The sequence below is a fragment of the Lysobacter terrestris genome, assembly GCF_014489475.1.
GTDB lineage: Bacteria > Pseudomonadota > Gammaproteobacteria > Xanthomonadales > Xanthomonadaceae > Agrilutibacter > Agrilutibacter terrestris.
This window is the reverse complement of record NZ_CP060820.1, coordinates 2,616,969-2,639,082: the sequence shown is the minus strand read 5'-3', so window position 1 is coordinate 2,639,082 and position 22,114 is coordinate 2,616,969. Positions and strand designations below refer to the sequence as shown.

Genomic DNA, 22,114 nt, shown 5'->3' with positions numbered 1-22,114 from the left:
ACTGCTGCACGACGCCGCACAGGCTGCGCGCGCCCGCAGCGGGCGGCGGCGGGAAAGCCGGCATCGGCTACAATCGCCGGCGTTTCCGCGCCACGTCTCCCCTGCCCCCGAGGTCGTCCATGTCCCAGCTCGCCTATCGCCGTGTCCTGTTGAAACTGTCCGGCGAAGCGTTGATGGGGAACGAGGATTACGGCATCGATCCGCTGGTGCTCAACCGCCTCGCGCGCGAGGTCATCGAGGCCCAGCAGGCCGGGGCCGAGATTGCCCTGGTGATCGGCGGCGGCAACATCTTCCGTGGCGCGGGCCTCGCCGCCGGCGGTATGGACCGGGTGACCGGCGACCAGATGGGCATGCTCGCCACGGTCATCAATGCGCTGGCGATGCAGGACGCACTGGAGAAGCTCGGCGCCAAGTGCCGGGTGATGAGCGCGATCAAGATCAACGACGTGTGCGAGGACTACATCCGCCGCCGCGCCGTGCGCCACATGGAGAAGGGCCGCATCGCGATCTTCGCGGCCGGCACCGGCAACCCCTTCTTCACCACCGACTCGGGCGCCGCACTGCGCGCCATCGAAGTCGGCGCCGACCTGCTGCTGAAGGCGACCAAGGTCGACGGCGTGTACGACAAGGACCCGAAGAAGCACGCCGACGCGGTGCTCTTCGACAAGCTCAGCTACGACGAAGTCATTGCCCGCAACCTGCAGGTGATGGACACCGCCGCGTTCGCGCTGTGCCGCGACAGCGACCTGCCGCTGCGCATCTTCGACATGAGCCAGCCGGGCGTGCTGCTGCGGATCCTGCGCGGCGAGCCGATCGGCACCCTCGTGCAGGGCCGCAACGCCGGGCTGTAAGCAGCGCGGCGCAGGCGCAATAGTGTTGCGCCCGCGCCGCATGACACGATTGCCCCATGGGTTTCGGACACCACCACGATCACGACGGCCACGGCCATAGCCATGGCAGCAGCGCCACGCGCGCATTCGCCGCCGTCACCCTGATCAACCTCGCCTACACCGTGCTGGAAGCGGGGTACGGCTTCGCCACGAACTCGCTGGCGCTGCTCTCCGACGCGCTGCACAACCTCGGCGACGTGCTCGGCCTCGCGCTGGCGTGGGGCGCGGCGGTGATCGCCAAGCGCCCGCCCACCAGCCGCCATACCTACGGCTGGCGTCGCGCCACCCTGCTTTCGCCGCTGGCCAACGCGTTGCTGCTGGTGGCCTTCTCCGGCGCGCTGGGCTGGGAAGCGATCCGGCGTTTTTCCGCACCACCGGAAATCCCGGCGCTCCCGGTCATCATCGTCGCCGCGATCGGCATCGCAGTGAACCTGGGCGCGGCGTGGTTCGTTCGCGACGGCCACGAACACGACCTCAACCGCCGCGGCGCCTACCTGCACCTGATCGCCGATGCGGCGGTTTCGCTGACCGCCGTGCTGGCCGGCGCAGGCATGTGGTGGCTGGGCTGGGAATGGCTGGATCCGGTCACCGCGCTGCTGATCGGTGCCGTTGTCGCCCTGGGCGCGTTCGGCCTGCTGCGCGAAAGCTTCAATGCGGCGATGGACGCGGTCCCGCGCGGGATCGAGCAGGACGAGGTGCACGCATTCCTCGCCGGCCAGCCCGGCGTCACTGCCGTGCACCACCTGCACATCTGGTCGCTGGGCGCGGGCGAAATCGCCATGACCGCGCACCTGGTGCGGCCGGAAGACCGCGATCACGATGCCTTCATCGATCGCATCAACCACGAGCTCGACCACCGCTTCGGCATCAACCACCCCACCCTGCAGGTCGAACGCGGGCTGGGCTGCGAACACGATCGCCACGACCGCGCGCCCCACGGCGACGCCCCCCACCACGAGGCTGCTCATGGCGGCAGCGCCCACGACGGCGCGACGCACACGGATGCGGCGCACCGGCACGCACCGCACGCGTAGCGGAACCGGTGCCGGAACACCGGCATTTCGGCCGGAAGCCCTCGCGCCGCTATAATCCCGCGCCTATCGAAGCGCCCACCGGCGCCCCCATCAAGCACTTCGTGCCCAACAAGCACTAAAGGAGCCGGCGATGCTCAACGACATCAAGAAAGACGCCCAGACCCGCATGGCCAAGAGCGTCGACGCACTGCGCCACGACCTCGTGAAGATCCGCACCGGCCGTGCTTCGACCGCGCTGGTCGACACCATCAAGGTGAACTACTACGGCTCCGACATGCCGCTGAGCCAGGTCGCCAGCGTCGCCATCGCCGACGCGCGCACGCTCACCATCACGCCGTGGGAAAAGCAGATGGTCGCCGCGGTGGAAAAGGCCATCCTGGCCTCGGACCTGGGCCTGACGCCGAACACCGCCGGCACCGTGATCCGCCTCAACCTGCCCGCCCTGACCGAGGAGCGCCGCAAGGAGCTGACCAAGGTCGTGCACGGCGAAGGCGAGGACGCCAAGGTCGCGATCCGCAACATCCGCCGCGATGCCAACAGCCAGGTCAAGGAACTGCTGAAGGAAAAGAAGATCACCGAAGACGACGTCAGCCGCGCCGAAACCGAGATCCAGAAGATCACCGACGGCGCGATCAAGGACGTCGATGACGTGGTCAAGGCCAAGGAACAGGAACTGATGGCGGTGTGAGGCACGTGCCGGTTCGCCCGGCACCCGCCTCCCCCTTCAGTCTCCCGGCCATCGCAATGCCTTCGGATCCCGCGCCAGCACCGATTCCCCGCCACCTCGCCGTCATCATGGATGGCAACGGTCGCTGGGCGCAGCGTCGCCGCCGTCCGCGCATGATCGGCCACCGCGCCGGCGCGCGCGCGGTCGACGTCTGCATCGACTTCTGCCTGGAGACGGGCATCGAGGCACTGACCCTGTTCGCCTTCTCCAGCGAGAACTGGGGCCGGCCCGAGGACGAGGTCGGCGCATTGATGAAGCTGTTCCTGGGCGCGCTGGAACGCGAAGTCGACGAACTGCATCGCCGCGGCGTGCGCATCCGTTTCATCGGCGAACGCGAACGCTTCGCCGAAGCCATCCGGGCCCGCATGAACGCCGCCGAGGCGCAGACGGCGGGCAACACGCGCCTGCAGCTGAGCATCGCGGCCAGTTACGGCGGCCGCTGGGACATCGCCCAGGCCGCGCGCGCGCTGGCCCGCGACGTGGCGGCCGGACGCCTGGCCCCCGAAGCCATCGACGAGGCCATGCTCGGCGCCCGCATGGCGCTAGCCGATCTTCCGCCGCCCGACCTGTTCATCCGCACCGGCGGCGACACCCGGGTCAGCAATTTCCTGCTGTGGCAGCTCGCCTATACCGAACTGTGGTTCACCGAAACGTTGTGGCCGGACCTCGATGCCGCCACACTGCGACGCGCCCTGGATGCCTATGCCGGTCGCGAACGCCGCTTCGGCCTCACCGGTGACCAGGTCGCCGGCACGCAGCCACAAGAGAACAACGCATGACTAAAACCCGCCTGCTGGCTGCGCTGATCATGGCTCCGATCGCGATCGCCGCGATCCTGTTCCTGTCGACGCCGTGGATCGTGGCGCTGGCGGCCGTGGTCTTCCTCGCCGGCCTGTGGGAATGGTTCGAGCTGGCCGAGATCGAGGACACGCTCGCCCGCACGGTGCTGCTGGTGGCGCACCTGGCGCTGATGGTCGCCATCGTCTGGGCCTCGCGCTCCGCGTCGGGTTACAGCTTCGTGCTGTTCCAGCTGGCCAGCGTGATCGGCGTGGTGTGGTGGCTGCTCGCACTGCTGTGGCTGCGCCACTACGACTTCGCCAGCAACCACGAGACCTGGGCACGCTTCTTCAAGCTCGCCGCGGGCGCGCTGGCGGTCATTCCCGCCTGGTGCGCGCTGGCCTGGCTGCATGGCACCGAACCCAATGGCCACATCTGGCTGTTCACCGCGCTCGCGGTGGTGTGGGCCGCCGACAGCGCGGCCTACTTCGCCGGTCGCCATTTCGGCGGCACGGTGTTCAAAGGCCGCAAGCTCGCGCCGCGCGTGAGCCCGAACAAGACCATCGAAGGCCTGCTCGGCGGCGTCATCGCCGGCGTGCTGGTCGGCATCGGCGGATCGCTGCTGGCTGGCGCCTCCGCCGCGCAGGTGCCGCTGGTCGCGCTGGTCGCACTGGTCGCCGCGCTCGCATCGGTGGTCGGCGACCTCTACGAGAGCCTGCTCAAGCGCCACGCCGGGGTGAAGGATTCGGGCCACCTGATCCCGGGCCACGGCGGCGTCCTCGACCGGATCGACGGCGTGCTCGCTGCCCTGCCCGTGTTCGCGATGGGCAAGGCCATGTTCGGCTTCTGAGCCCGCGCCGGACGCGCTCCGGCATGCCGCGCTCCAGCACGACGAGATGAAGTGATCCGATGTCCCAGCTTCCCCACCGCAACGTCGCTGTCCTTGGCGCCACCGGCTCGATCGGCGCGTCCGCGCTCGACGTGATCGCCCGCCACCCCGACCGCCTGCGCGCCACCGTGCTGGCGGCCGGAAGCAAGGTCGATGCGCTGCTGGCGCTGTGCCGCACGCACCGGCCGCTGCATGCGGTGATCGCTGATCCCGCCCAGTTCGAACGCCTGCGCGATGGCCTGCGCGACGCCGGCCTCGCCACGCAGGCGCACGCGGGTGAAGCGGCACTGGAAACGCTCGCTGCCGGCGCGGACTGCGACACCGTCGTCGCCGCGATCGTCGGTGCCGCCGGCCTGTCCTCGACCTTGGCCGCGGCCCGCGCCGGCAAGCGCCTGCTGCTGGCGAACAAGGAATCGCTGGTGCTGGCCGGCGAACTGCTGATGCGCGCGGCGCAGGAAAGCGGCGCGGTGATCGTGCCGATCGACAGCGAGCACAACGCGATCTTCCAATGTTTGCCCGACGCGCATGCCCATGCCGGCCTCAAGCGCATCGTGCTCACCGCCTCCGGCGGGCCGTTCCGCGGCCGCCGTCGCGAGGAACTGGTCGACGTCACCCCCGAGCAGGCCATCGCCCATCCCAAGTGGTCGATGGGCCCGAAGATTTCCGTCGATTCGGCGACGCTGATGAACAAGGGGCTCGAGGTCATCGAGGCCCACCACCTCTTCGGCATGCCGCGCGGGCGCATCGACGTGCTGGTGCATCCGCAGAGCCTGGTGCACTCGCTGGTCGAATTCGTCGATGGCTCCACCCTCGCCCAGCTCGGCCTGCCCGACATGCGCACCGCGCTGGCGGTGGGGTTCGGGTGGCCGCAGCGCATCGCCTCGGGCGTCGCCGGGCTCGACCTGCTGCAGCACGGTCGCCTCGATTTCGAGGCGCCCGACCTGGAGGCCTTCCCCTGCCTGCGCCTCGCGTTCGAGGCCCTGCAGGCGGGCGGCACCGCCCCGGCGCTGCTCAACGCGGCCAACGAAGTGGCCGTTTCAGCCTTTCTTCAGCGGAAGATCGCTTTCCTGTCGATTCCCGCGCTGGTGGAAGCCACCCTCGATGCCCTGCCCGCCACCGCTGCCGATTCGCTGGAGGTCCTGCGCGACGCCGACGCGGCCGCGCGACGCCACGTCACCGCGGCAGTGGGATGATGGACCGCATGACTGCAGCAGGCCCGCACCGCGGGGGTGGCAATGAGTGAATTCATAGGCTCGGTGTGGTGGTTGCTGGTGAGCCTAGGCGTGCTCATCACCATCCACGAGTTTGGCCACTACTGGGTCGCGCGCCGCTGCGGCGTCAAGGTGCTGCGCTTCTCCATCGGCTTCGGCAAGCCGCTGTGGCTGCACCGCGGCAAGGACGGCACGGAGTTCGCGATCGCGGCGATCCCGCTGGGCGGCTACGTGAAGATGCTCGGCGAGCACTCGCTCGAAGGCCAGGACGCCGCGCGGGCGGTGTCGCCGGAAGAACTGGCGCAGTCCCACGATCGCCAGCCGGTGTGGAAGCGGATGGCGATTTCCTTCGCCGGTCCAGCCGCCAACCTGATCCTGTGCGTGGTGCTGCTGTGGGGCATGTTCGTCATCGGCCGGCCCGATTTCGCGCCGGTCGTCGGCCAGGCGCAGGGGGTTTCCGCTGCGGCCGGACTCCAGCGCGGCGATGAAGTGCTGGCCGTCGCCGGCCGCACGACGCCGACATGGAGCGAGGTCAGCATGGGCCTGCTCACCGCCGCACTCGATCGCAAGGACACCGCGGTCCGCGTACGCGAGCAGAACGGCGGCGAGCGCACGCTGACGCTGCCGTTGTCGCGCCTGCCCGCCGACTTCGACGAAACCCGCGCCCTGCAGCAGCTCGGACTGCGCGGCCGCCATGAAGTGGTCGCGCCCGTGGTCGGACGGGTGATCCCGAACCAGCCGGCCTGGGGCGTGCTCGCCGAGGGCGACCGCATCACCGCGATCGACGGCGAGCCGACGCTTTCCTACGAGGACATCGTCCGCATCACCAACCGCCTGGGCGAAGAGAACCGCGAGGCGATGATCGAGGTGCAGCGCGACGAGGACCGCCTCGCATTGCCGCTGAAGCCGGCCCGCCAGACCCGCGACGGCAAGACGTACTGGGGCTTCGGCCTCGAGCTGGTGTCGCAGGAACCACGCAAGGACGCGGTGCTGCGCTACGGCCCGATCGCCGCCGTGCCGGCCGCCGTGTCCGAAGCGGTGCACCAGTCCCGGGAGCTGTTTGCCACGTTCGGCCGCGCCTTCAAGGGCACGGTGTCCACGCGCAACACCGTGGCCGGCCCGATCACCATCGCGCGCGCCAGCAACTATTTCGCGCAGCAGGGACCCGCGCACTTCCTCATGCTGCTCGCCCTGCTCTCGCTGAGCCTGGGCATCCTGAACCTGCTGCCGATCCCGATCTTGGACGGCGGTCACCTGCTGTATTACCTTATCGAGCTGGTCAAAGGCAGCCCGGTCAGTGAGCGGGTGATGGCCGCCGGCAACTTTGTCGGCCTGGCCTTGATTGCCGGGCTGATGGGCCTGGCGTTCTACAACGACATCGTGAACAACCTGGTGCGGTGATGGCGACCACAGCCATCCGGCCGCGCCGGGGAACCAGTTCAGGAAGGACTTGTCCGACCAACGATGCGATGACCACCGATTCGACCGCGACGGCCGTGCTGGCCAGCCGCACCCCCAACCGGATTTGATGATGACGCGACTTCCCAATCGCCGCCTGCTCGCCCTTGCCCTGACCGCAGCGCTGGCGCCGGCACTTCCCGCATTGGCGCAGTCGGCCGATCCGTTCGCTCCCGCGGGCACGCCGGCGCAGTCGCCCGATGCGGCCAGCGTCGCCGGAGCCGGGGCGTTCACCGTCAGCGACATCCGCGTCGACGGCCTGCAGCGCATCTCCGCGGGTACGGTCTTCACCTACCTGCCGGTGGAACGCGGCGACGTGCTGGATTCGACCAAGGCCGCGGCGGCGGTCCGCGCGCTCTACAAGACCGGCTTCTTCGAGGACGTGCACCTGGACCGCCAGGGCGACATCCTCGTCATCACCGTGCAGGAACGCCCGGCGATCAACAAGCTGACCGTCACCGGCAACAAGGACATCCAGACCGAAGACCTGATGAAGGGCCTGAAGGAAAACGGGATGGCCGAAGGCGATACCTTCAATCGCCTGGTGCTGGACAAGATGGGCCAGGAACTCACCCGGCAGTACCAGAACCGCGGCAAGTACAACGTCGAGATCACCCCGACCGTATCGCGCCTGGACCGCAACCGCGTCGACGTGACCATCACGGTCAAGGAAGGCAAGGCCGCGCGCATCCAGCACATCAACCTGGTCGGCAACGAGAAGTTCTCCGACGAGCAGATCCTCGACACCTGGGAATCGGGCGAGCACAACTGGCTGAGCTGGTACCGCCGCGACGACCAGTACTCGCGCGAGAAGCTCTCGGGCGACCTGGAGAAGCTCAACAACTACTACCTCGACCGCGGCTACGTCGACTTCAACATCGACTCGACCCAGGTGTCGATCAGCCCCGACCGCAGCGACATGTTCATCACCGCCGGCGTGAGCGAGGGCGACCAGTACAAGGTCTCCTCCGTGCAGCTCACCGGCGACACCGTGCTGCCGAAGGAACAGCTGCAGAAGATCGTGCTGGTGAAGGAAGGCCAGATCTTCTCCCGCCGCCTGCTCGAACTGACCTCCGACTCGATCACCGCGACGCTGGGCAACATCGGTTACGCGTTCGCGCAGGTCAACCCGGTGCCGGACGTCAACCGCGAGGCCAAGACCGTCGGCATCAGCCTGCAGGTCGTGCCGGGCCCGCGCGTGAACGTGCGCAAGGTCGAGTTCAAGGGCAACACCCGCACCAGCGACGAAGTGATGCGCCGCGAGATGCGCCAGTTCGAAGGCAGCTGGTATTCGCAGGCCGCCGTCGACCGTTCGAAGATCCGCCTGCAGGGCCTGGGTTACTTCGAGACCGTCGACATCGAGAGCAAGCCGGTCGAAGGTTCCAACGACCAGGTCGACGTCGTCGTCAACGTCAAGGAGACCTCGTCGGGCAGCTTCGTGTTCGGCTTGGGCTACTCGCAGCTCAGCGGCCTGAGCACGCAGATCCAGCTGTCGCAGGAGAACTTCCTCGGCACCGGCAACCGCGTGTCGGTGCAGGCGCAGCACAGCACCTACCAGTCGCGCTACGACTTCTCCTTCCTCAATCCGTACTTCCTCGATAACGGACTGTCGCTGGGCTACAACCTGTGGTGGCGCGAACTCGACTACTCCGACTTCGGCACCGCGCAGTACAGCAGCAACAGCGGTGCGGCGCAGGTCGTGCTGGGCTTCCCGATCACCGAGACGGACACGGTCACTGGCCTGTTCGGCATCGACACCAACCAGATCCTGTCCAGCGGCAGCACGCCGCAGCCGATCCGCGAGTACCTGGATGCGCTGAACACCCGCACGTTCCATGCATGGCGCACGGAGCTGGGCTGGTCGCGCAATTCGCTCGACAACCTGCTCACGCCGACGCGCGGCATGCAGCAGCGCGTGTGGCTGGAAACCACCCTGCCCGGCTCGACCGTCGAGTACTTCAAGCTCAACTACAGCATCTCCAAGTTTTGGCCGCTGTCGCGCCACCTCGTGCTCAACACGCGTGGCGAGCTCGGCTATGGCGACAGCTATGGCGACGCGACCACGCGCAACATCTGCTTCACCGCTGGCTCGTTCCAGGACACCGATAACAACACGACCACGCCGCCGGTCTTCGTCCCGGGCCCGGATCCGACCGATCCATGCCTGCCTTCGTCGCCGGATTACGACAAAACCGTGACCGCCGACGGCCTGCCGTTCTTCGAGAACTTCTACGCCGGCGGCGTGCGTTCGGTACGCGGTTTCCGCGACAACACGCTGGGCCCGCGACAGGCACCGTTCGCCAACAGCACCTACCTGCAACCGGTCGGCGGCGCGTTCAAGACCACCGGCTCGCTGGAGATGTACTTCCCGACCCTGCTGGACACGCCGGCGGCTCGCGCTTCGGCCTTCATCGACTTCGGCAACGTGTACAAGGACGTGGACAGCTTCGATGCGGGCGAATTGCGCGCTTCGACCGGCCTGTCGCTGATGTGGCGCTCGCCGATGGGCCCGATCTCGATCAGCTACTCCTTCCCGCTGCGCAAGGAAGAGGACGACGAGCTCGAGCGCCTGCAGTTCACGTTCGGCGGCTCGTTCTGATCGAAGCGGCGCCGGACATGGCCAATCCTGCCTACAGCGCCGCGGAACTCGCGCAACGTTTCGGCCTGGAGTTGCAGGGCGATGGCGCCGTGCGCGTGCACGGCGTCGGCACGCTGGCCCGCGCGCAGGCCGGGCAACTGGCGTTCCTCGCCAACAGCAAGTACCGCGGCCAGCTGGCCGAATCGCAGGCCAGCGTGGTCGTCCTGCGCACCGAGGACGCCGCGGGCCACGCCGGCACCGCGCTGATCGCGCGTGACCCCTACGCCGCGTTCGCGAAGATGTCGGCGCTGTTCGAGCCGGAACCGGCTCGCCCGGCCGGCATCCATGCCTCCGCCGACATCGCCGCCGACGCCCACGTCGACGCCAGCGCGCACGTCGGCGCCTTCGTCTCGATCGGCGCGCGCAGCCGCGTGGAAGCGGGCGCTGTCATCGGTCCGGGTTGCGTGATCGGCGAGGACTGCGTCGTCGGCGCCGGCAGCGAACTGCTCGCGCGTGTGACGCTGGTCACGCGCGTGCGCCTGGGCCAGCGCGTGACCGTGCACCCGGGCGCCGTGCTCGGCGCCGCCGGTTTCGGCCTGGCGATGGAAGCCGGCAAGTGGCTGAACGTGCCGCAGCTCGGCGGCGTGGTGGTCGGCGACGACTGCGAGATCGGCGCCAACACCACCATCGACCGCGGCGCCATCGAAGACACCGTGCTCGAGGAGGACGTCCGCCTCGACAACCAGATCCAGATCGGCCACAACGTCTTCGTCGGCGCGCACACCGCCATGGCGGGTTGCGCAGCCGTCGCCGGCAGCGCGCGCATCGGCCGCTACTGCCTGATCGGTGGGGCCGCCGGCGTCCTCGGCCACCTGGAAATCTGCGACAAGGTCATGGTCACGGCGATGAGCCTGGTGACCCATTCCATCCGCGAACCGGGCGAGTATTCCTCGGGCACCCCGCTGATGGACAACCGCAGCTGGCGCAAGAACGCTGCCCGTTTCAAGCAGCTGGACGCCCTCGCCCGCCGGATCGGGCGCGCGCCGGCAGACCGCGAAGACCAATCAGGGTAAGCTTGCCGCCCATACGGACGCGCATGTGGCAGTGAAGCCGGATAATGGCCGATTCGCTGCACGCTTCCGTGCGCCAGGAAAAGATGATGACCCAGCCCGTGCAACTCCCGGTCGATGTCGCCGGCATCCAGAAGGTGCTTCCGCACCGCTACCCGTTCCTGCTGGTGGACCGCGTGGTCGAGCTGGAACCGCACAAGCGCGTGCTGGCGTACAAGAACGTCAGCGTCAACGAGCCCTTCTTCAACGGCCACTTCCCGGGCCACCCGGTCATGCCGGGCGTGCTGGTGATCGAGGCGCTGGCGCAGGCCGGTGGCCTGCTGACGCAGCTGTCGGGCCACGACGGCAAGGGCAGCCTGTTCTACCTGGTGAAGGTCGACAACGCGCGCTTCGCCAAGATGGTCGTGCCGGGCGACAAGCTCGAACTGGAAGTGACGCTCAAGCGCGTCATCCGCAACATGGCGCTCTACGTCGGTACCGCCCGCGTGGACGGCCAGGAAGTCGCCAGCGCCGAAATCCTCTGTGCCGAAGTGAAGAGCGACGCATGACCAGCGCCACGCCTGCGCCCGTGATCCACCCCAGCGCGGTCGTCGAAGCCGGCGCGAAGCTCGGCGCGGGCGTGCAGGTCGGCGCGTTCTGCTACATCGGCAACGACGTCGAGGTCGGCGACGGCACCAGCTTCGGCCCGCACTGCAGCGTGCAGGGCCCCACGCGGATCGGCCGCGACAACCGCTTCCACGGCCACTGCGCCATCGGCGGTGAGCCGCAGGACAAGAAGTACGCCGGCGAGCGCGTCGAACTCAGCATCGGCGATCGCAACGTGTTCCGCGAGTTCTGCACCGTGAACCGCGGCACCGGCGGCGGCGGCAACAGCACCAGCGTCGGCGACGACAACTGGTTCCTCGCCTATACCCACGTCGCGCACGACTGCCACGTCGGCAACCACTGCGTGTTCTCCAACAACGCCACGCTCGCCGGCCACGTGACCGTGGGCGACCACGTGATCCTCAGCGGCTTCGCCGGCATCCACCAGTTCTGCCGGATCGGCTCGCACGCCTTCGTCGGCATGGGCGCGTTCGTCAACGGCGACGTCCCGCCGTTCCTGATGGTCGCGCAGGAGGGCTACGGCAAACCGCGCGGCATCAACAGCGAAGGCCTCAAGCGCCGCGGTTTCGACAGCGAGCGCATCGGCGCGATCAAGCGCGCCTACCGTGCGCTGTACATGTCCGGCGCCTCGCTGGAGGAAGCCCGCGCGCGGCTGGCGGACATCGCGAACGACAGCGCCGACGTGCGCGCGTTCCTGGATTTCATCGAGAGCGGCGAACGGCCGCTGCTGCGTTGAAGCCGGGATTCGGGAATTGGGATTGGGGATTCGTAGAAGCAACCGCAACCTGCAACCGCGGACGGACTCCGCCTTGACCAATCCCGAATCCCAAATCCCCAATCACCGCCCCATGCGTATCGCCCTCGTCGCAGGCGAAGCCTCCGGCGACCTGCTCGGCGCCGGACTCATCGCCGAACTCAAGCAACGCTATCCGCATGCGCGGTTCGCCGGCATCGGCGGCGACGCGATGCGCGCGGCAGGCATGGACACCTGGTTCGATGCCTCCGAACTGGCGGTCATGGGCCTGGCCGAAGTGCTCCGCCACCTGCCCCGGCTGCTGCGCGTGCGCCGCGAACTGCGCCGGCGCGTGCTGGACTGGCAACCGGATGTCTTCATCGGCATCGATGCGCCCGACTTCAACCTCGGCGTGGAGAAGTGGCTGAAGCAGCGCGGCATCCGCACCGTGCACTACGTCAGCCCCTCGGTGTGGGCGTGGCGCGAGAAGCGCGCCGCGACGATCGGCAAGTCCGCGTCGCGCGTGCTGTGCCTGTTCCCGATGGAACCGCCGATCTACGCGAAGCACCGCGTGGATGCGCGCTTCATCGGCCACCCGCTCGCGGACGAGATGCCGCTGGACCCCGACCGCCTGGCCGTGCGCGAGCAGCTGGGCATCGATCCCGATCGCCCGGTGCTGGCGCTGCTGCCGGGTTCGCGCGTCGGCGAGATCCAGCGGCTGGCGGCGACGTTCCTTTCGGCGGCGGCCCGCGTGCTGGAGGAAGTCCCCGATCTGCAGGTCATCGTCCCGATCGCGAATTCGCCGAGCAACCTGGCCTTCCGCCGCGTCCTCGCAAAGCACCCCGATCTCGAGCGACTGCGCCCCGCGCTGCGCATCCTGGTCGGTAACGCGCGGCGCCTGATGATCGCCAGCGACGTCATCCTGCTCGCCTCGGGCACGGCGACGCTGGAAGCGATGCTGGCCAAGCGCCCGATGGTGGTCGCCTATCGCGTGGCGTCGCTGACCTACGCCCTGGTCAAGGGCCTGGGCATGCTGAAGACCCGCAACTATTCGCTGCCCAACGTGCTGGCCGGCGAGCGCGTCGTTCCCGAACTGATGCAGGGCAACTGCACGCCGAAGAAACTCGCCGATGCGACGCTGGCGCTGCTGCGCGACCCCGAGGCAATGGCCCGCATCGAGCCGCGCTTCCGCGAACTGCACCTGCAGTTGCGGCAGGACGCCTCCGCGCGCGCCGCCGACGCGGTGGTTGAACTTCTGCCCGCGCCGTCGGTTGCGTGAACGCGCGACGCGCGCGCAACCTGCGTGCGTCGCCAGAGCAGCCGCCGATGCCCGACGTCCCCGCGCCCATGTCCATCGCAACCCACACGCAGGAACCGGGCCTGCTGCGCATTGCCGGCATCGACGAAGCCGGGCGCGGCCCGCTGGCGGGGCCGGTGGTCGTCGCCGCGGTGGTGTTCGCCCCCGGCCGCACGCCCGTCAACGGGCTGGACGATTCCAAGAAGCTGGATGCGGAGCGGCGCGAAGTCCTCTACGACCGCATCGTGCAGCGCGCGCTAGCCTGGCGCGTCGAGTTCGTCGACGTCGAAGAGATCGACCGCATCAACATCCTGCAGGCCACGCTGACCGGCATGCGCCGCGCCCTGGAAGGCGTGGCGCACGCGGCCGACGCGGCGCGCATCGACGGCAACATCGTGCCGCCCGGCCTGTGCCGGCCGGGCGAAGCCTGGATCGGCGGCGATGCCCGCGACCGCGCGATCATGGCGGCGTCGATCCTCGCCAAGGTGTCGCGCGACCGCTACATGCGCGAACTGCACCAGCAATGGCCGCAGTACGGGTTCGCGGAGCACAAGGGCTATTCCACGCCCGCGCACTTGGCCGCGCTGAAGGCGCACGGCCCGTGCCCGCATCACCGCCGCAGCTTCATGCCGGTGCGCCTGGCGCAGGGCGACCTGTTCGCGCAGCCGGCCTGAGTACGCGCCTCAGAGGTTGTGGATCTTCGGCCCGATGATGACGTCGGGATCGACCGCGCCGCCCTTGACCGAGATGCCGTAGGAATAGCGACCGTCGATGTTGCCAGCAGTCACTTCGAGCACGTAGGCGTCGCCGACCTTCTTCGCCGAACGCGTCACCGTGTCGCCGGTCCACAGCAACTTCAGGATGATGTCGAACTGCTCCGGGCACTCCCATCGCACCTTGCCGCCGCGATCGACCCATGCGCTGACGGGTTCCGCCTTGGGCTGGCGGGTGGTGGCGTCGACCTGGATGGTGATATTCGCCTCCGGCGGTGGCTTGTCGTTGCCCCCGCCGCCGCCCGAACTCGGCACCGGCGCCATTCCCATCGTTGCAAGCGACAACAGGTTCATCACGCATCTCTCCTTGTCTGTGCCCGTCCGCTGGGCCGTGGGGTTCAGCGGGCGGGTTTGGCCGCCGGCTGCGGTTGCGGCGTGGCGCCCAGCAGCGGGCGCAGCACGGGGGAAGCCTGCAGGCGCGGCGTGTTGACCCCGCCCGCGCGCGCGCGCTCGATCCAGCCACGCGCACCGTCTGCGTCGCCGAGCACGGCCAGCGATTGCGCGGCCCAGAACGCGACTTCTCCGGGCTCGGCGTTCAATGCATTGGCGCGTTCGATCAGCGCGCGCGATTCGGGTTCCTGGCCGAGGTTGGCGCGGTACCACGCGAGCACGGCCAGGGCGTGCGCATCGCTGGGCTTGATGTCGACGTACTGCTGCGCCATGCGCGCGGCGCGTTCGTAGCTCTCGCGCGCCTGCGCCGCGCTCGCGGGCTCGGCCGCCAAGGCATCGCCGAGGTTGCCGAAGATGCGGTAGTCGCTGTCGTTCAATGACGAGGCGCGGCGGTACAGCTCCGCGGCTTCGGGATAGCGGCGCTGCTCGTAGCGCAGCGTGCCCAGGTTGCTCAGGGCCGCGTAGTTCGGCTTGATCGTCAGCGAACGCGAATACGCGTCGGCCGCACGCGGGGCATCACCGCTGACCATGTACAGGCCGCCGAGGCTGCTCCAGATGTCCTCGTCGTCGGGGGCGAGCGTCGCCGCGGTGGTGAAGCCGTCGATCGCCTTGGGCATGTCGCCGTGCAGGTAGTACTCGAAACCGAGGCCGCGGTAGATGGTCGGGTCGCCGGGGCGCGACTGGCGCGCGCGTTCGAAGTAGTCCAGCGCGAGCTCGTGGTGGCCCTGCGCGGATTCCGTGCGCGCCAGGCCGAGATAAGCGTCCGCGCGCAGCGCGAGGGCATCCAGCGCCTTGCGGTAATACTCGATGGCCTGCGCGTTGTCGCTGCGCGCGCGGTAGAGGTCGCCGAGGGCGAGGCTGACTTCGCGCAGGTACGGGTCCATGGTCGCGGCGCGCTGGCAGGCGGCCTGCGCGCGTTCGAAGGCGGCGGCGTCGTGCGCGCCTTCGAAGGCGATGATCTCGGCACGGCAGATGCCGGCCTGCGCGCGGGAGAACGCGGGATCGGCGGCCAGCGCCTCGCGGAAGAACCCGATCGAGCGCGCGCTGCCTCCGCCTCCGCCACCACCGTCGCCGCCCTCGCGCTGGCCGAGCTGCTGCATGCCGTGCAGGTAGGCGTCGTACGCGGCGACGTTGCTGGTGGGCGCCAGGCGCCTGGTCAGGGCCTGGGTGTCGCGCGGCAGCACGCCCAGCAGCGACTGCACCACGTCGCGCGCCAGTTCGGTCTGCAGCGCGAACACCGCGGTGAGCTCGCGGTCGTAGGTTCCCGACCACAGCGTGTAGCCGGTGCGGGTGTCGGTCAGTCGGGCGTTGATCCGCACCTTGCTGCCTTCACGGCGGACGTCGGCCTCGAGCACGCTGGCCACGCCCAGCAGCTTGCCCACCCGCCGCGGATCGGCGCCGGGCGTCCCGCAGGCGCTGTCGCTGCGGCAGGCGGCGACCTTGAGCCCGGGCACGCCGGCCAGCGCGCCGTGCAGCTCGACCGCAAGGCCTTCGGCGAAGTAGCTGTCGTCCTTGTTCGCGCTCAGGCTGGCGAAGGGCAGGATCGCGATGGAGGGTTCCGCCGGCTGCACCGGGTGCGAGGCGCGGTACCACTGCCACCCGCCAAACACGGCGGCCACCAGTACTGCAGCGCCCAGCACCGGCAGCAGCCACCCGCGCCGCCTGCGGGTGGCCTTCGGGTTCGCTGGCGACGCCGCGACCACCGCGTTCGCACCGTTGCCCCATTCATGATGGGTGTCACCCGTCGCGGGCGCGCCGGAAGGCCCTCCCGGCACCGGTTCTGCTGCAGGTGCAACCAAGGCGCGCGCGGGCGGCCCGTCGGATTCGGGCCATGACTTCAGCTCGCCGATGAAGCGGTAACCCAGGCCATGCTGGGTCTGGATGTACTGCGGCCGGTGCGAGTCGTCCTCGAGCACGTGCCGCAATTGCGCGATGGCGCGGGTGAGCACGCCGGGCGTCACGTGCCGGTGGCCCCACACCGCGTCGAGCAGGTCCTCGTGTCGCACCAGCTCGCCGGCATGCCGCAGCAGGTGCAGCAGCACGGCGAAGGCCTTGGGCTCCAGCGATTGCGGCTCGCCGTCGCGGGTCAGCGTGTATGCCGCGGCGTCCACCAGGAACGGGCCGAAGCGGTAGCCGTCACCCCCGTTTTTGCCCATCCCCGCATGTCCTCCGGCATCCATCAGGAAAACCTCATGAATGCCACTACATCGTCAGGGAAGGCTTCGGGATGCGTCTTGTGGCCGTCATGACCGTGTTGGGGTGCGGGCGCAGCCTGTCCCCACGCCGGATCGCCGACGTGTCCACACCCCCACGGAGCTTCTGCCATGAACGCCATGCTCACTGCCACGATTCCGTTGCCTGCCATCCTCGACCAGCCGTCGCCCATCGGGCCCGGCCGCCGCCACTGCATCGACAACTTCCATCTGACGGCGGCCTCTGTCGACCGCTTCAACGCCCTGCTGGCCCGGCTGGGCCGCCGGAACGCGCCGCTGGACTGCGACCGGCTGGCCACGGCGGCGCGCGAGCTGCGCGACCGGGTGAACGGCACGGGCGAGCCGGCCTGCATCCTGCAACGCATGAAACGGCTCGAAGCGGCCGCGAAGATGCTCAACGACAGCCAGTGGGAGCCGATCGACGACGCCGGTGCCGTCGCCGCCCTGATGGTGCATTACGTCACCGGGCGCTACCAGTTGCTGCCCAACTCGCTGCCCACGGTCGGCCACCTGGACGACGCCATCGCCGTCGACGCCGCCTGGCCGGCGCTGCGGGACGAAGTCGCGGCCTTCCTCGACTACTGCCGCCTGCGCTCGCTGGAGGCCATGCTGCGCGGCCGCGAAATCGGCGCGTTCCAGTTCAGCCGCAACGACTGGGAAGACGCCCGCCGGGCCGAATACACCCTGGAGAAGCAACGCCGCTGCATCCGCGAGAACAGCTACCTGCCGCAACGCGAGGCGTGCTTCTACGTGCATTGAGCGTGGAGGCTGCCAGGGACGACGCCACGAGGCCGCCCGACTGGGCGGCCTCGTCACATGTCGCAAACACAACCGGGATCGCGCAGTCAGCAATGCGTCGCAGCGCTGAACCGTTCGTCGGCAACGCCGTCCGACCGCGCCGCATCGGCGCATCATCGGATCGCAAACCCCAGGACCCGGGGCCGTGCGAGCCACCGGCCGAGCACGGCGCCTGAAGGGAGCGTCCACGAAGGAACGTCCTCGATGGACCCGTGGCCGGAAACGAGGTGCCCAATGCGCATGCCTCACCCCACCCCCACCGATCACCCATTGCCGTTCGAACATTTCCGCGGCGGCCTCACCGACGCCCTCGGCGCTCCGGCGGGCTTCCCCGAAATCGCCCTGTCCGGCCCCGCGGTCGTGCACTTCGACGAACTCGTGCACGAGCTGTATCCCGACGCCGCCCGCGTCGACCAGCCGCGCCTGCAGCAACTGGCGGCCTGGCTGCTGTCGCTGCCGGAGGACGAGGCGTATGCCGAACTCGACGCCCGCCTGAGCCGCATGGACGAACTGCGCGCGCTGCTCGACGACGGCGCATGGGACGCCGACGACGCGACCCGCATGCGCATCAACAAGCTGCTGGCGTATGTCGACCGCGAGGACGACCTGATTCCCGATCGCCTGCCGCTGCTGGGCCGGCTCGACGACGTGCTGCTGATCGAACTGGCGTGGCCGGCGTTCGCGCAGGAAGCGAACGAATACCGCGACTTCTGCGACTACCGGCAGAGCGAGCACCCGGCCGGAACGCCGGAAGAACAGCGCAACGCCTGGCTGCGCGACCGGCTGGCCGAGATCGAGCTGATGCGCATGAGCACGCGCATCGAAGACATCCATTTCGCCAACGGCCGCACCCCGGAAGGCCCGCTGCGGGTGACCGGATCGCCGCTGTAGGGCGGGCCCCGGCCCGCCTTCGGGAACGCTGCGGATTGACGTCAGGGCGGGCCTGCGCCTGCCTTAGGGAACGCCGGCGCTCGAAGCTTCCGGCGCGATGAGATGCGCGGTTCGGCGGGCCCAGGCCCGCCCTGCGGCTGCGCGGAAAGTCAATCTCGTCCGGCCCGGCCCCGGCTGCTAACCTGCGGGACCGGTTCGCCTTGGTCCGCATGTCCCGCTTCGTTCACCTCCATCTGCACAGCGAGTATTCGCTCGCCGACTCGACGATCCGCATCGGCGAGCTGGTCAAGCGCTGCGCGAAGCTGGGCCAGCCGGCGGTGGCGGTCACCGACCTCGACAACCTCTTCGCCGCGGTCAAGTTCTACAAGGCCGCCGAGGGCGCGGGCATCAAGCCGATCATCGGCGCCGACATCGGCCTGGCCGACGGCAACGAGACGCCGGCGCGCATGACCCTGCTGTGCCGCGACCGCACCGGCTACCTCACCCTGTCGCGCCTGCTCAGCCGCGCCTGGATGGAAGGTCACCGCATCGATGGCGTGGCGATCCGCCCGGAATGGCTGCGCGAGGACAACGCCGGCCTGTTCGCGCTGGCCGGGCGCAAGTCGCTCGCCGGCCAACTGGTGGCGAGCCACCGCCACGAACTCGCCGAAGCCTCGCTCGCCGACTGGCGCGAAGTGTTCGGCGATCGCCTGCACCTGGAGCTGACCCGCACCGGCCGCGACGGCGAGGAAGCGTTCAACGCCTTCGCCCTGCACGCGGCAACGCGCCGCGGCCTGCCCGTCGTCGCCAGCAACGACGCGCGCTTCCTCGACGCCGAAGGTTTCGAGGCGCACGAGGCGCGCGTGTGCATCGCCTCGGGCCGCGTGCTCGACGATCCCAAGCGCCCACGCGAATACAGCGCCGAACAGTTCCTGCGCTCGTCGGAAGAGATGGCGAAGCTCTTCGCCGACATCCCCGACGCGATCGACAACGCGGTCGCGCTGGCCACGCGCTGCAACGTCACGATGAAGCTGGGCGAATACGCCCTGCCCGCCTTCCCGGTGCCGAGCGAACACACGATCGAATCGTGGCTGCGCAACACCGCGCGCGACGGTTTGATCGCGCGCCTGGAAAAGAACCCGATCGCCCCGGGCAAGACCCGCGAGATCTACGACGCGCGCCTGGAAACCGAGCTGGACGTCATCATCAAGATGGGGTTTCCGGGCTACTTCCTGATCGTCGCCGACTTCATCAACTGGGGCAAGGCGCAGGGCATCCCGGTGGGCCCGGGCCGCGGTTCGGGCGCGGGTTCGCTGGTCGCGTGGGCACTGGGCATCACCGACCTCGATCCGTTGCCGTACGACCTGCTGTTCGAGCGCTTCCTCAATCCCGAACGCGTGTCGATGCCCGACTTCGACATCGACTTCTGCATGGACCGCCGCGACGAGGTGATCGACTACGTCGCGCGCAAGTACGGTCGCGACCGCGTCTCCCAGATCATCACCTACGGCACCATGGCCGCGAAGGCGGTCGTACGCGACTCCGGGCGCGTGCTCGGCCATCCGTATGGCATGGTCGACGGCATCGCCAAGCTGATCCCGAACACGCTGGGCATCTGCCTCGACGATGCGTTGGGCGAATCGGAAGCCGCGAAGAAGGACAGCAACCTCGCCTCGGCCGACCTGATCCAGCGTTACCACGCCGAAGACGACGTCCGCGACCTGCTCGATCTCGCGCGCAGCCTCGAAGACCTCACCCGCAACGCCGGCAAGCACGCCGGCGGCGTGGTGATCGCGCCTTCGCCGCTCAGCGACTTCTGCCCGCTGTTCGCCGAACACGACGGCGAAGGCCGCGGCCGGAATCCGGTCACCCAGTTCGACAAGGACGACGTCGAAGCGGTCGGCCTGGTGAAGTTCGACTTCCTCGGCCTGCGCACGCTCACGATCATCGATTGGGCAGTGAAGGCGATCAACGTGCGCCGCGCGCGCGAGGGCACCGAACCGCTCGACATCACCGCGCTGGAGCTGACCGACAAGCCGACCTACGAGCTGTTCGCGCGCGGCGATTCGGTCGCGGTGTTCCAGTTCGAATCGCGCGGCATGCGCGAGCTGCTCAAGCGCGCGAAGCCGGATACGTTCGAGGACATCATCGCGCTCGCCGCGCTGTTCCGTCCCGGCCCGCTGGGCTCGGGGATGGACCGCGACTGGGTCGACCGCAAGCACGGCAACGCCGAAGTCACCTACCCGCACGACTCGCTGGAACCGGTGCTGGCGCCGACCTACGGCGTCATCGTGTACCAGGAACAGGTGATGCAGATCGCGCAGGTACTGGCGGGCTACACGCTCGGCGGCGCCGACATGCTGCGCCGCGCGATGGGCAAGAAGAAGCCCGAGGAGATGGCGAAGGAACGCGCCAAGTTCGAGGCCGGCTGCCTCGAGCGCGGCATCCCGGCGAGCAAGGCGAGCCCGATCTTCGACCTGATGGAGAAGTTCGCCGAGTACGGCTTCAACAAGTCGCACTCGGCGGCGTACGCGCTGGTCGCGTATCAGACCGCGTGGCTTAAGGTGCACTACCCGGCCGAGTTCATGGCCGCGGTGATGTCCTCTGACATGGACAACACCGACAAGGTGGTGGGCTTCCTCGACGAAGCGCGGGTGATGGGCCTGACCGTGCTGCCGCCGGACGTGAACGCGTCGGCGTACATGTTCGAAGCGACGACACCGGACACCATCCGCTACGGCATCGGCGCGGTGAAGGGCGTCGGCCGCGGCGCGTGCGAGGCGATCGTCGAGGCGCGTCGCGCCGGCGAATTCGTCGACCTGCTCGACTTCTGCAAGCGCGTCGACAGCAGCAAGCTCAACAAGCGTGCGCTGGAAGCGCTGGTGCAGGCCGGTGCGCTCGATGCGCTGGGGAAAAACCGCGCCAGCCTCAGCCTGCAGCTACCGGAAGTGCTCAAGGCCACCGAGCAGCTCGCACGCGAACGCGAAGCCGGACAGGTCTCGCTGTTCGGCGGCGCGGAAACCGCGGCGCCCGCGCTGCACATCGAACTGAAGGAAACCGACGAGTGGCCGCTGGTGCAGCTGCTCAGCGGCGAACGCGACACGCTCGGGCATTACCTCAGCGGCCATCCCTTCGATCCCTACCGCGAGGAACTGCGCGCGCTGGTCGGCCACGACCTCGGCGACCTCGAACGCATCTGGGAATCGCGGCCGGAAAGCGCGCGCAGCGGCTGGCGCCCAGAACTGGAAACCGTGGTCGCCGGCCAGGTCGTCGGCCTGCGCAAGAAAGGCGACAGCCAGATGTTCGTGCAGATCGAGGACGGCCGCGGCCGCCTCGAATGCGCCTTCTTCGCCGAGACCTACAACGAGTTCGCCCAGCTGATCGCGCGCGATCGCCTGCTGATCGTGCAGGGCGGCCTGCGCGAGGACGCCTTCAGCGGCGGCTTCGCGTTGAAGGCGCAGCGCTGCTGGGATTACTCGCAGTTGTGCGCCAAGCATGCGCAGCGCCTGTCGCTGCGCCTGGACCTGCGCGTTCCCGGCACCTGGGCGCGCGTGGACTCGTTGCTCGCCAAGCACCGCCCGGGCGCGACGCCGCTGCGCCTGGACCTGTTGCGCGAAGGCGTGGCCGGCATGCTCGACCTCAACGGCACGCATTCCATCCGTGTCGACGCGGACTTGCCGGGCGCGCTGCGCTCGCAACCGGGCGTGCGGACGGTAAAGCTGGCGTTCTCGCGGCCCTGGTAGGCCGGCGGTCACAGTTCCGGTGCCGGCAACGCCGGCGAACGCGCCAACAAACACCCC

17 protein-coding genes and 1 pseudogene are annotated in these 22,114 nt (G+C 68.9%); 16 read left to right on the top strand and 2 right to left on the bottom strand.

The window, feature by feature from the left end; translation table 11 throughout:
• Positions 1 to 119: 119 nt before the first annotated feature.
• The 13 genes and pseudogenes from pyrH to H8B22_RS12245 all read left to right on the top strand — a co-directional run.
• Positions 120 to 851 carry a UMP kinase gene (pyrH, locus tag H8B22_RS12305; RefSeq protein ID WP_187711703.1) on the top strand — a complete coding sequence of 244 codons (732 nt, stop codon included), beginning with the start codon at positions 120 to 122 and terminating at the stop codon, positions 849 to 851.
• A 56-nt stretch (positions 852 to 907) separates the two neighbouring features.
• Positions 908 to 1,924, top strand: a complete 1,017-nt coding sequence (locus tag H8B22_RS12300) for a cation diffusion facilitator family transporter (protein WP_187711702.1) — start codon at positions 908 to 910, stop codon at positions 1,922 to 1,924.
• 130 nt (positions 1,925 to 2,054) lie between these two features.
• Complete coding sequence (gene frr / locus H8B22_RS12295; protein ID WP_187711701.1) at positions 2,055 to 2,612, top strand: ribosome recycling factor; 558 nt, start codon at positions 2,055 to 2,057, stop codon at positions 2,610 to 2,612.
• 56 nt (positions 2,613 to 2,668) lie between these two features.
• On the top strand, positions 2,669 to 3,430 hold the full coding sequence (gene uppS, locus H8B22_RS12290) for a polyprenyl diphosphate synthase (protein ID WP_187711700.1): 762 nt from the start codon (positions 2,669 to 2,671) through the stop codon (positions 3,428 to 3,430).
• Entirely contained in the window at positions 3,427 to 4,278 is an 852-nt protein-coding gene (locus H8B22_RS12285; RefSeq protein WP_187711699.1) for a phosphatidate cytidylyltransferase, read from the top strand. Before uppS ends, H8B22_RS12285 begins: the two co-directional genes overlap by 4 nt.
• Before the next feature lie 59 nt (positions 4,279 to 4,337).
• Positions 4,338 to 5,510, top strand: a complete 1,173-nt coding sequence (locus H8B22_RS12280; protein WP_187711698.1) for a 1-deoxy-D-xylulose-5-phosphate reductoisomerase — start codon at positions 4,338 to 4,340, stop codon at positions 5,508 to 5,510.
• A gap of 42 nt (positions 5,511 to 5,552) precedes the next feature.
• Positions 5,553 to 6,929 (top strand): RIP metalloprotease RseP, encoded by a 1,377-nt coding sequence (rseP, locus tag H8B22_RS12275; protein ID WP_187711697.1) that lies wholly within the window; start codon positions 5,553 to 5,555, stop codon positions 6,927 to 6,929.
• Between the two features lie 130 nt (positions 6,930 to 7,059).
• Positions 7,060 to 9,585: an outer membrane protein assembly factor BamA gene (gene bamA / locus H8B22_RS12270; protein WP_187711696.1), complete on the top strand. Its 2,526-nt coding sequence runs from the start codon at positions 7,060 to 7,062 to the stop codon at positions 9,583 to 9,585.
• Between the two features lie 17 nt (positions 9,586 to 9,602).
• The gene (gene lpxD, locus H8B22_RS12265; protein WP_187711695.1) at positions 9,603 to 10,637 is read left to right on the top strand and encodes a UDP-3-O-(3-hydroxymyristoyl)glucosamine N-acyltransferase; all 1,035 of its coding nucleotides are present in this window, start codon (positions 9,603 to 9,605) and stop codon (positions 10,635 to 10,637) included.
• Positions 10,638 to 10,723: 86 nt separating this feature from the next.
• Positions 10,724 to 11,182: a 3-hydroxyacyl-ACP dehydratase FabZ gene (gene fabZ / locus H8B22_RS12260; protein ID WP_187711694.1), complete on the top strand. Its 459-nt coding sequence runs from the start codon at positions 10,724 to 10,726 to the stop codon at positions 11,180 to 11,182.
• The gene (gene lpxA, locus H8B22_RS12255; protein WP_187711693.1) at positions 11,179 to 11,976 is read left to right on the top strand and encodes an acyl-ACP--UDP-N-acetylglucosamine O-acyltransferase; all 798 of its coding nucleotides are present in this window, start codon (positions 11,179 to 11,181) and stop codon (positions 11,974 to 11,976) included. Before fabZ ends, lpxA begins: the two co-directional genes overlap by 4 nt.
• 28 nt (positions 11,977 to 12,004) lie before the next feature.
• Positions 12,005 to 13,252, top strand: a complete 1,248-nt coding sequence (gene lpxB / locus H8B22_RS12250) for a lipid-A-disaccharide synthase (protein WP_407060852.1) — start codon at positions 12,005 to 12,007, stop codon at positions 13,250 to 13,252.
• Positions 13,253 to 13,365: 113 nt separating this feature from the next.
• Positions 13,366 to 13,944: pseudogene (locus H8B22_RS12245) on the top strand (ribonuclease HII); the annotation flags it as partial.
• 9 nt (positions 13,945 to 13,953) lie between these two features.
• Here the strand turns inward: H8B22_RS12245 and H8B22_RS12240 are convergent.
• Positions 13,954 to 14,337: a hypothetical protein gene (locus H8B22_RS12240; protein WP_187711690.1), complete on the bottom strand. Its 384-nt coding sequence runs from the start codon at positions 14,335 to 14,337 to the stop codon at positions 13,954 to 13,956.
• A 44-nt stretch (positions 14,338 to 14,381) separates the two neighbouring features.
• A complete protein-coding gene (locus H8B22_RS12235; RefSeq protein WP_187711689.1) occupies positions 14,382 to 16,589 on the bottom strand; it encodes a winged helix-turn-helix domain-containing protein in 2,208 nt (735 codons plus the stop codon).
• A gap of 168 nt (positions 16,590 to 16,757) precedes the next feature.
• Here H8B22_RS12235 and H8B22_RS12230 point away from each other — a divergent pair, with 168 nt between their 5' ends.
• The 3 genes from H8B22_RS12230 (at position 16,758) to dnaE (ending at position 22,057) form a co-directional block, all read left to right on the top strand.
• Positions 16,758 to 17,405 carry a hypothetical protein gene (locus tag H8B22_RS12230; protein WP_187711688.1) on the top strand — a complete coding sequence of 216 codons (648 nt, stop codon included), beginning with the start codon at positions 16,758 to 16,760 and terminating at the stop codon, positions 17,403 to 17,405.
• A gap of 279 nt (positions 17,406 to 17,684) precedes the next feature.
• Positions 17,685 to 18,335: a YkvA family protein gene (locus H8B22_RS12225; protein WP_187711687.1), complete on the top strand. Its 651-nt coding sequence runs from the start codon at positions 17,685 to 17,687 to the stop codon at positions 18,333 to 18,335.
• Positions 18,336 to 18,544: 209 nt separating this feature from the next.
• Positions 18,545 to 22,057, top strand: coding sequence for a DNA polymerase III subunit alpha (gene dnaE / locus H8B22_RS12220; protein WP_187711686.1), 3,513 nt, complete (start codon positions 18,545 to 18,547; stop codon positions 22,055 to 22,057).
• Positions 22,058 to 22,114 lie beyond the last annotated feature (57 nt).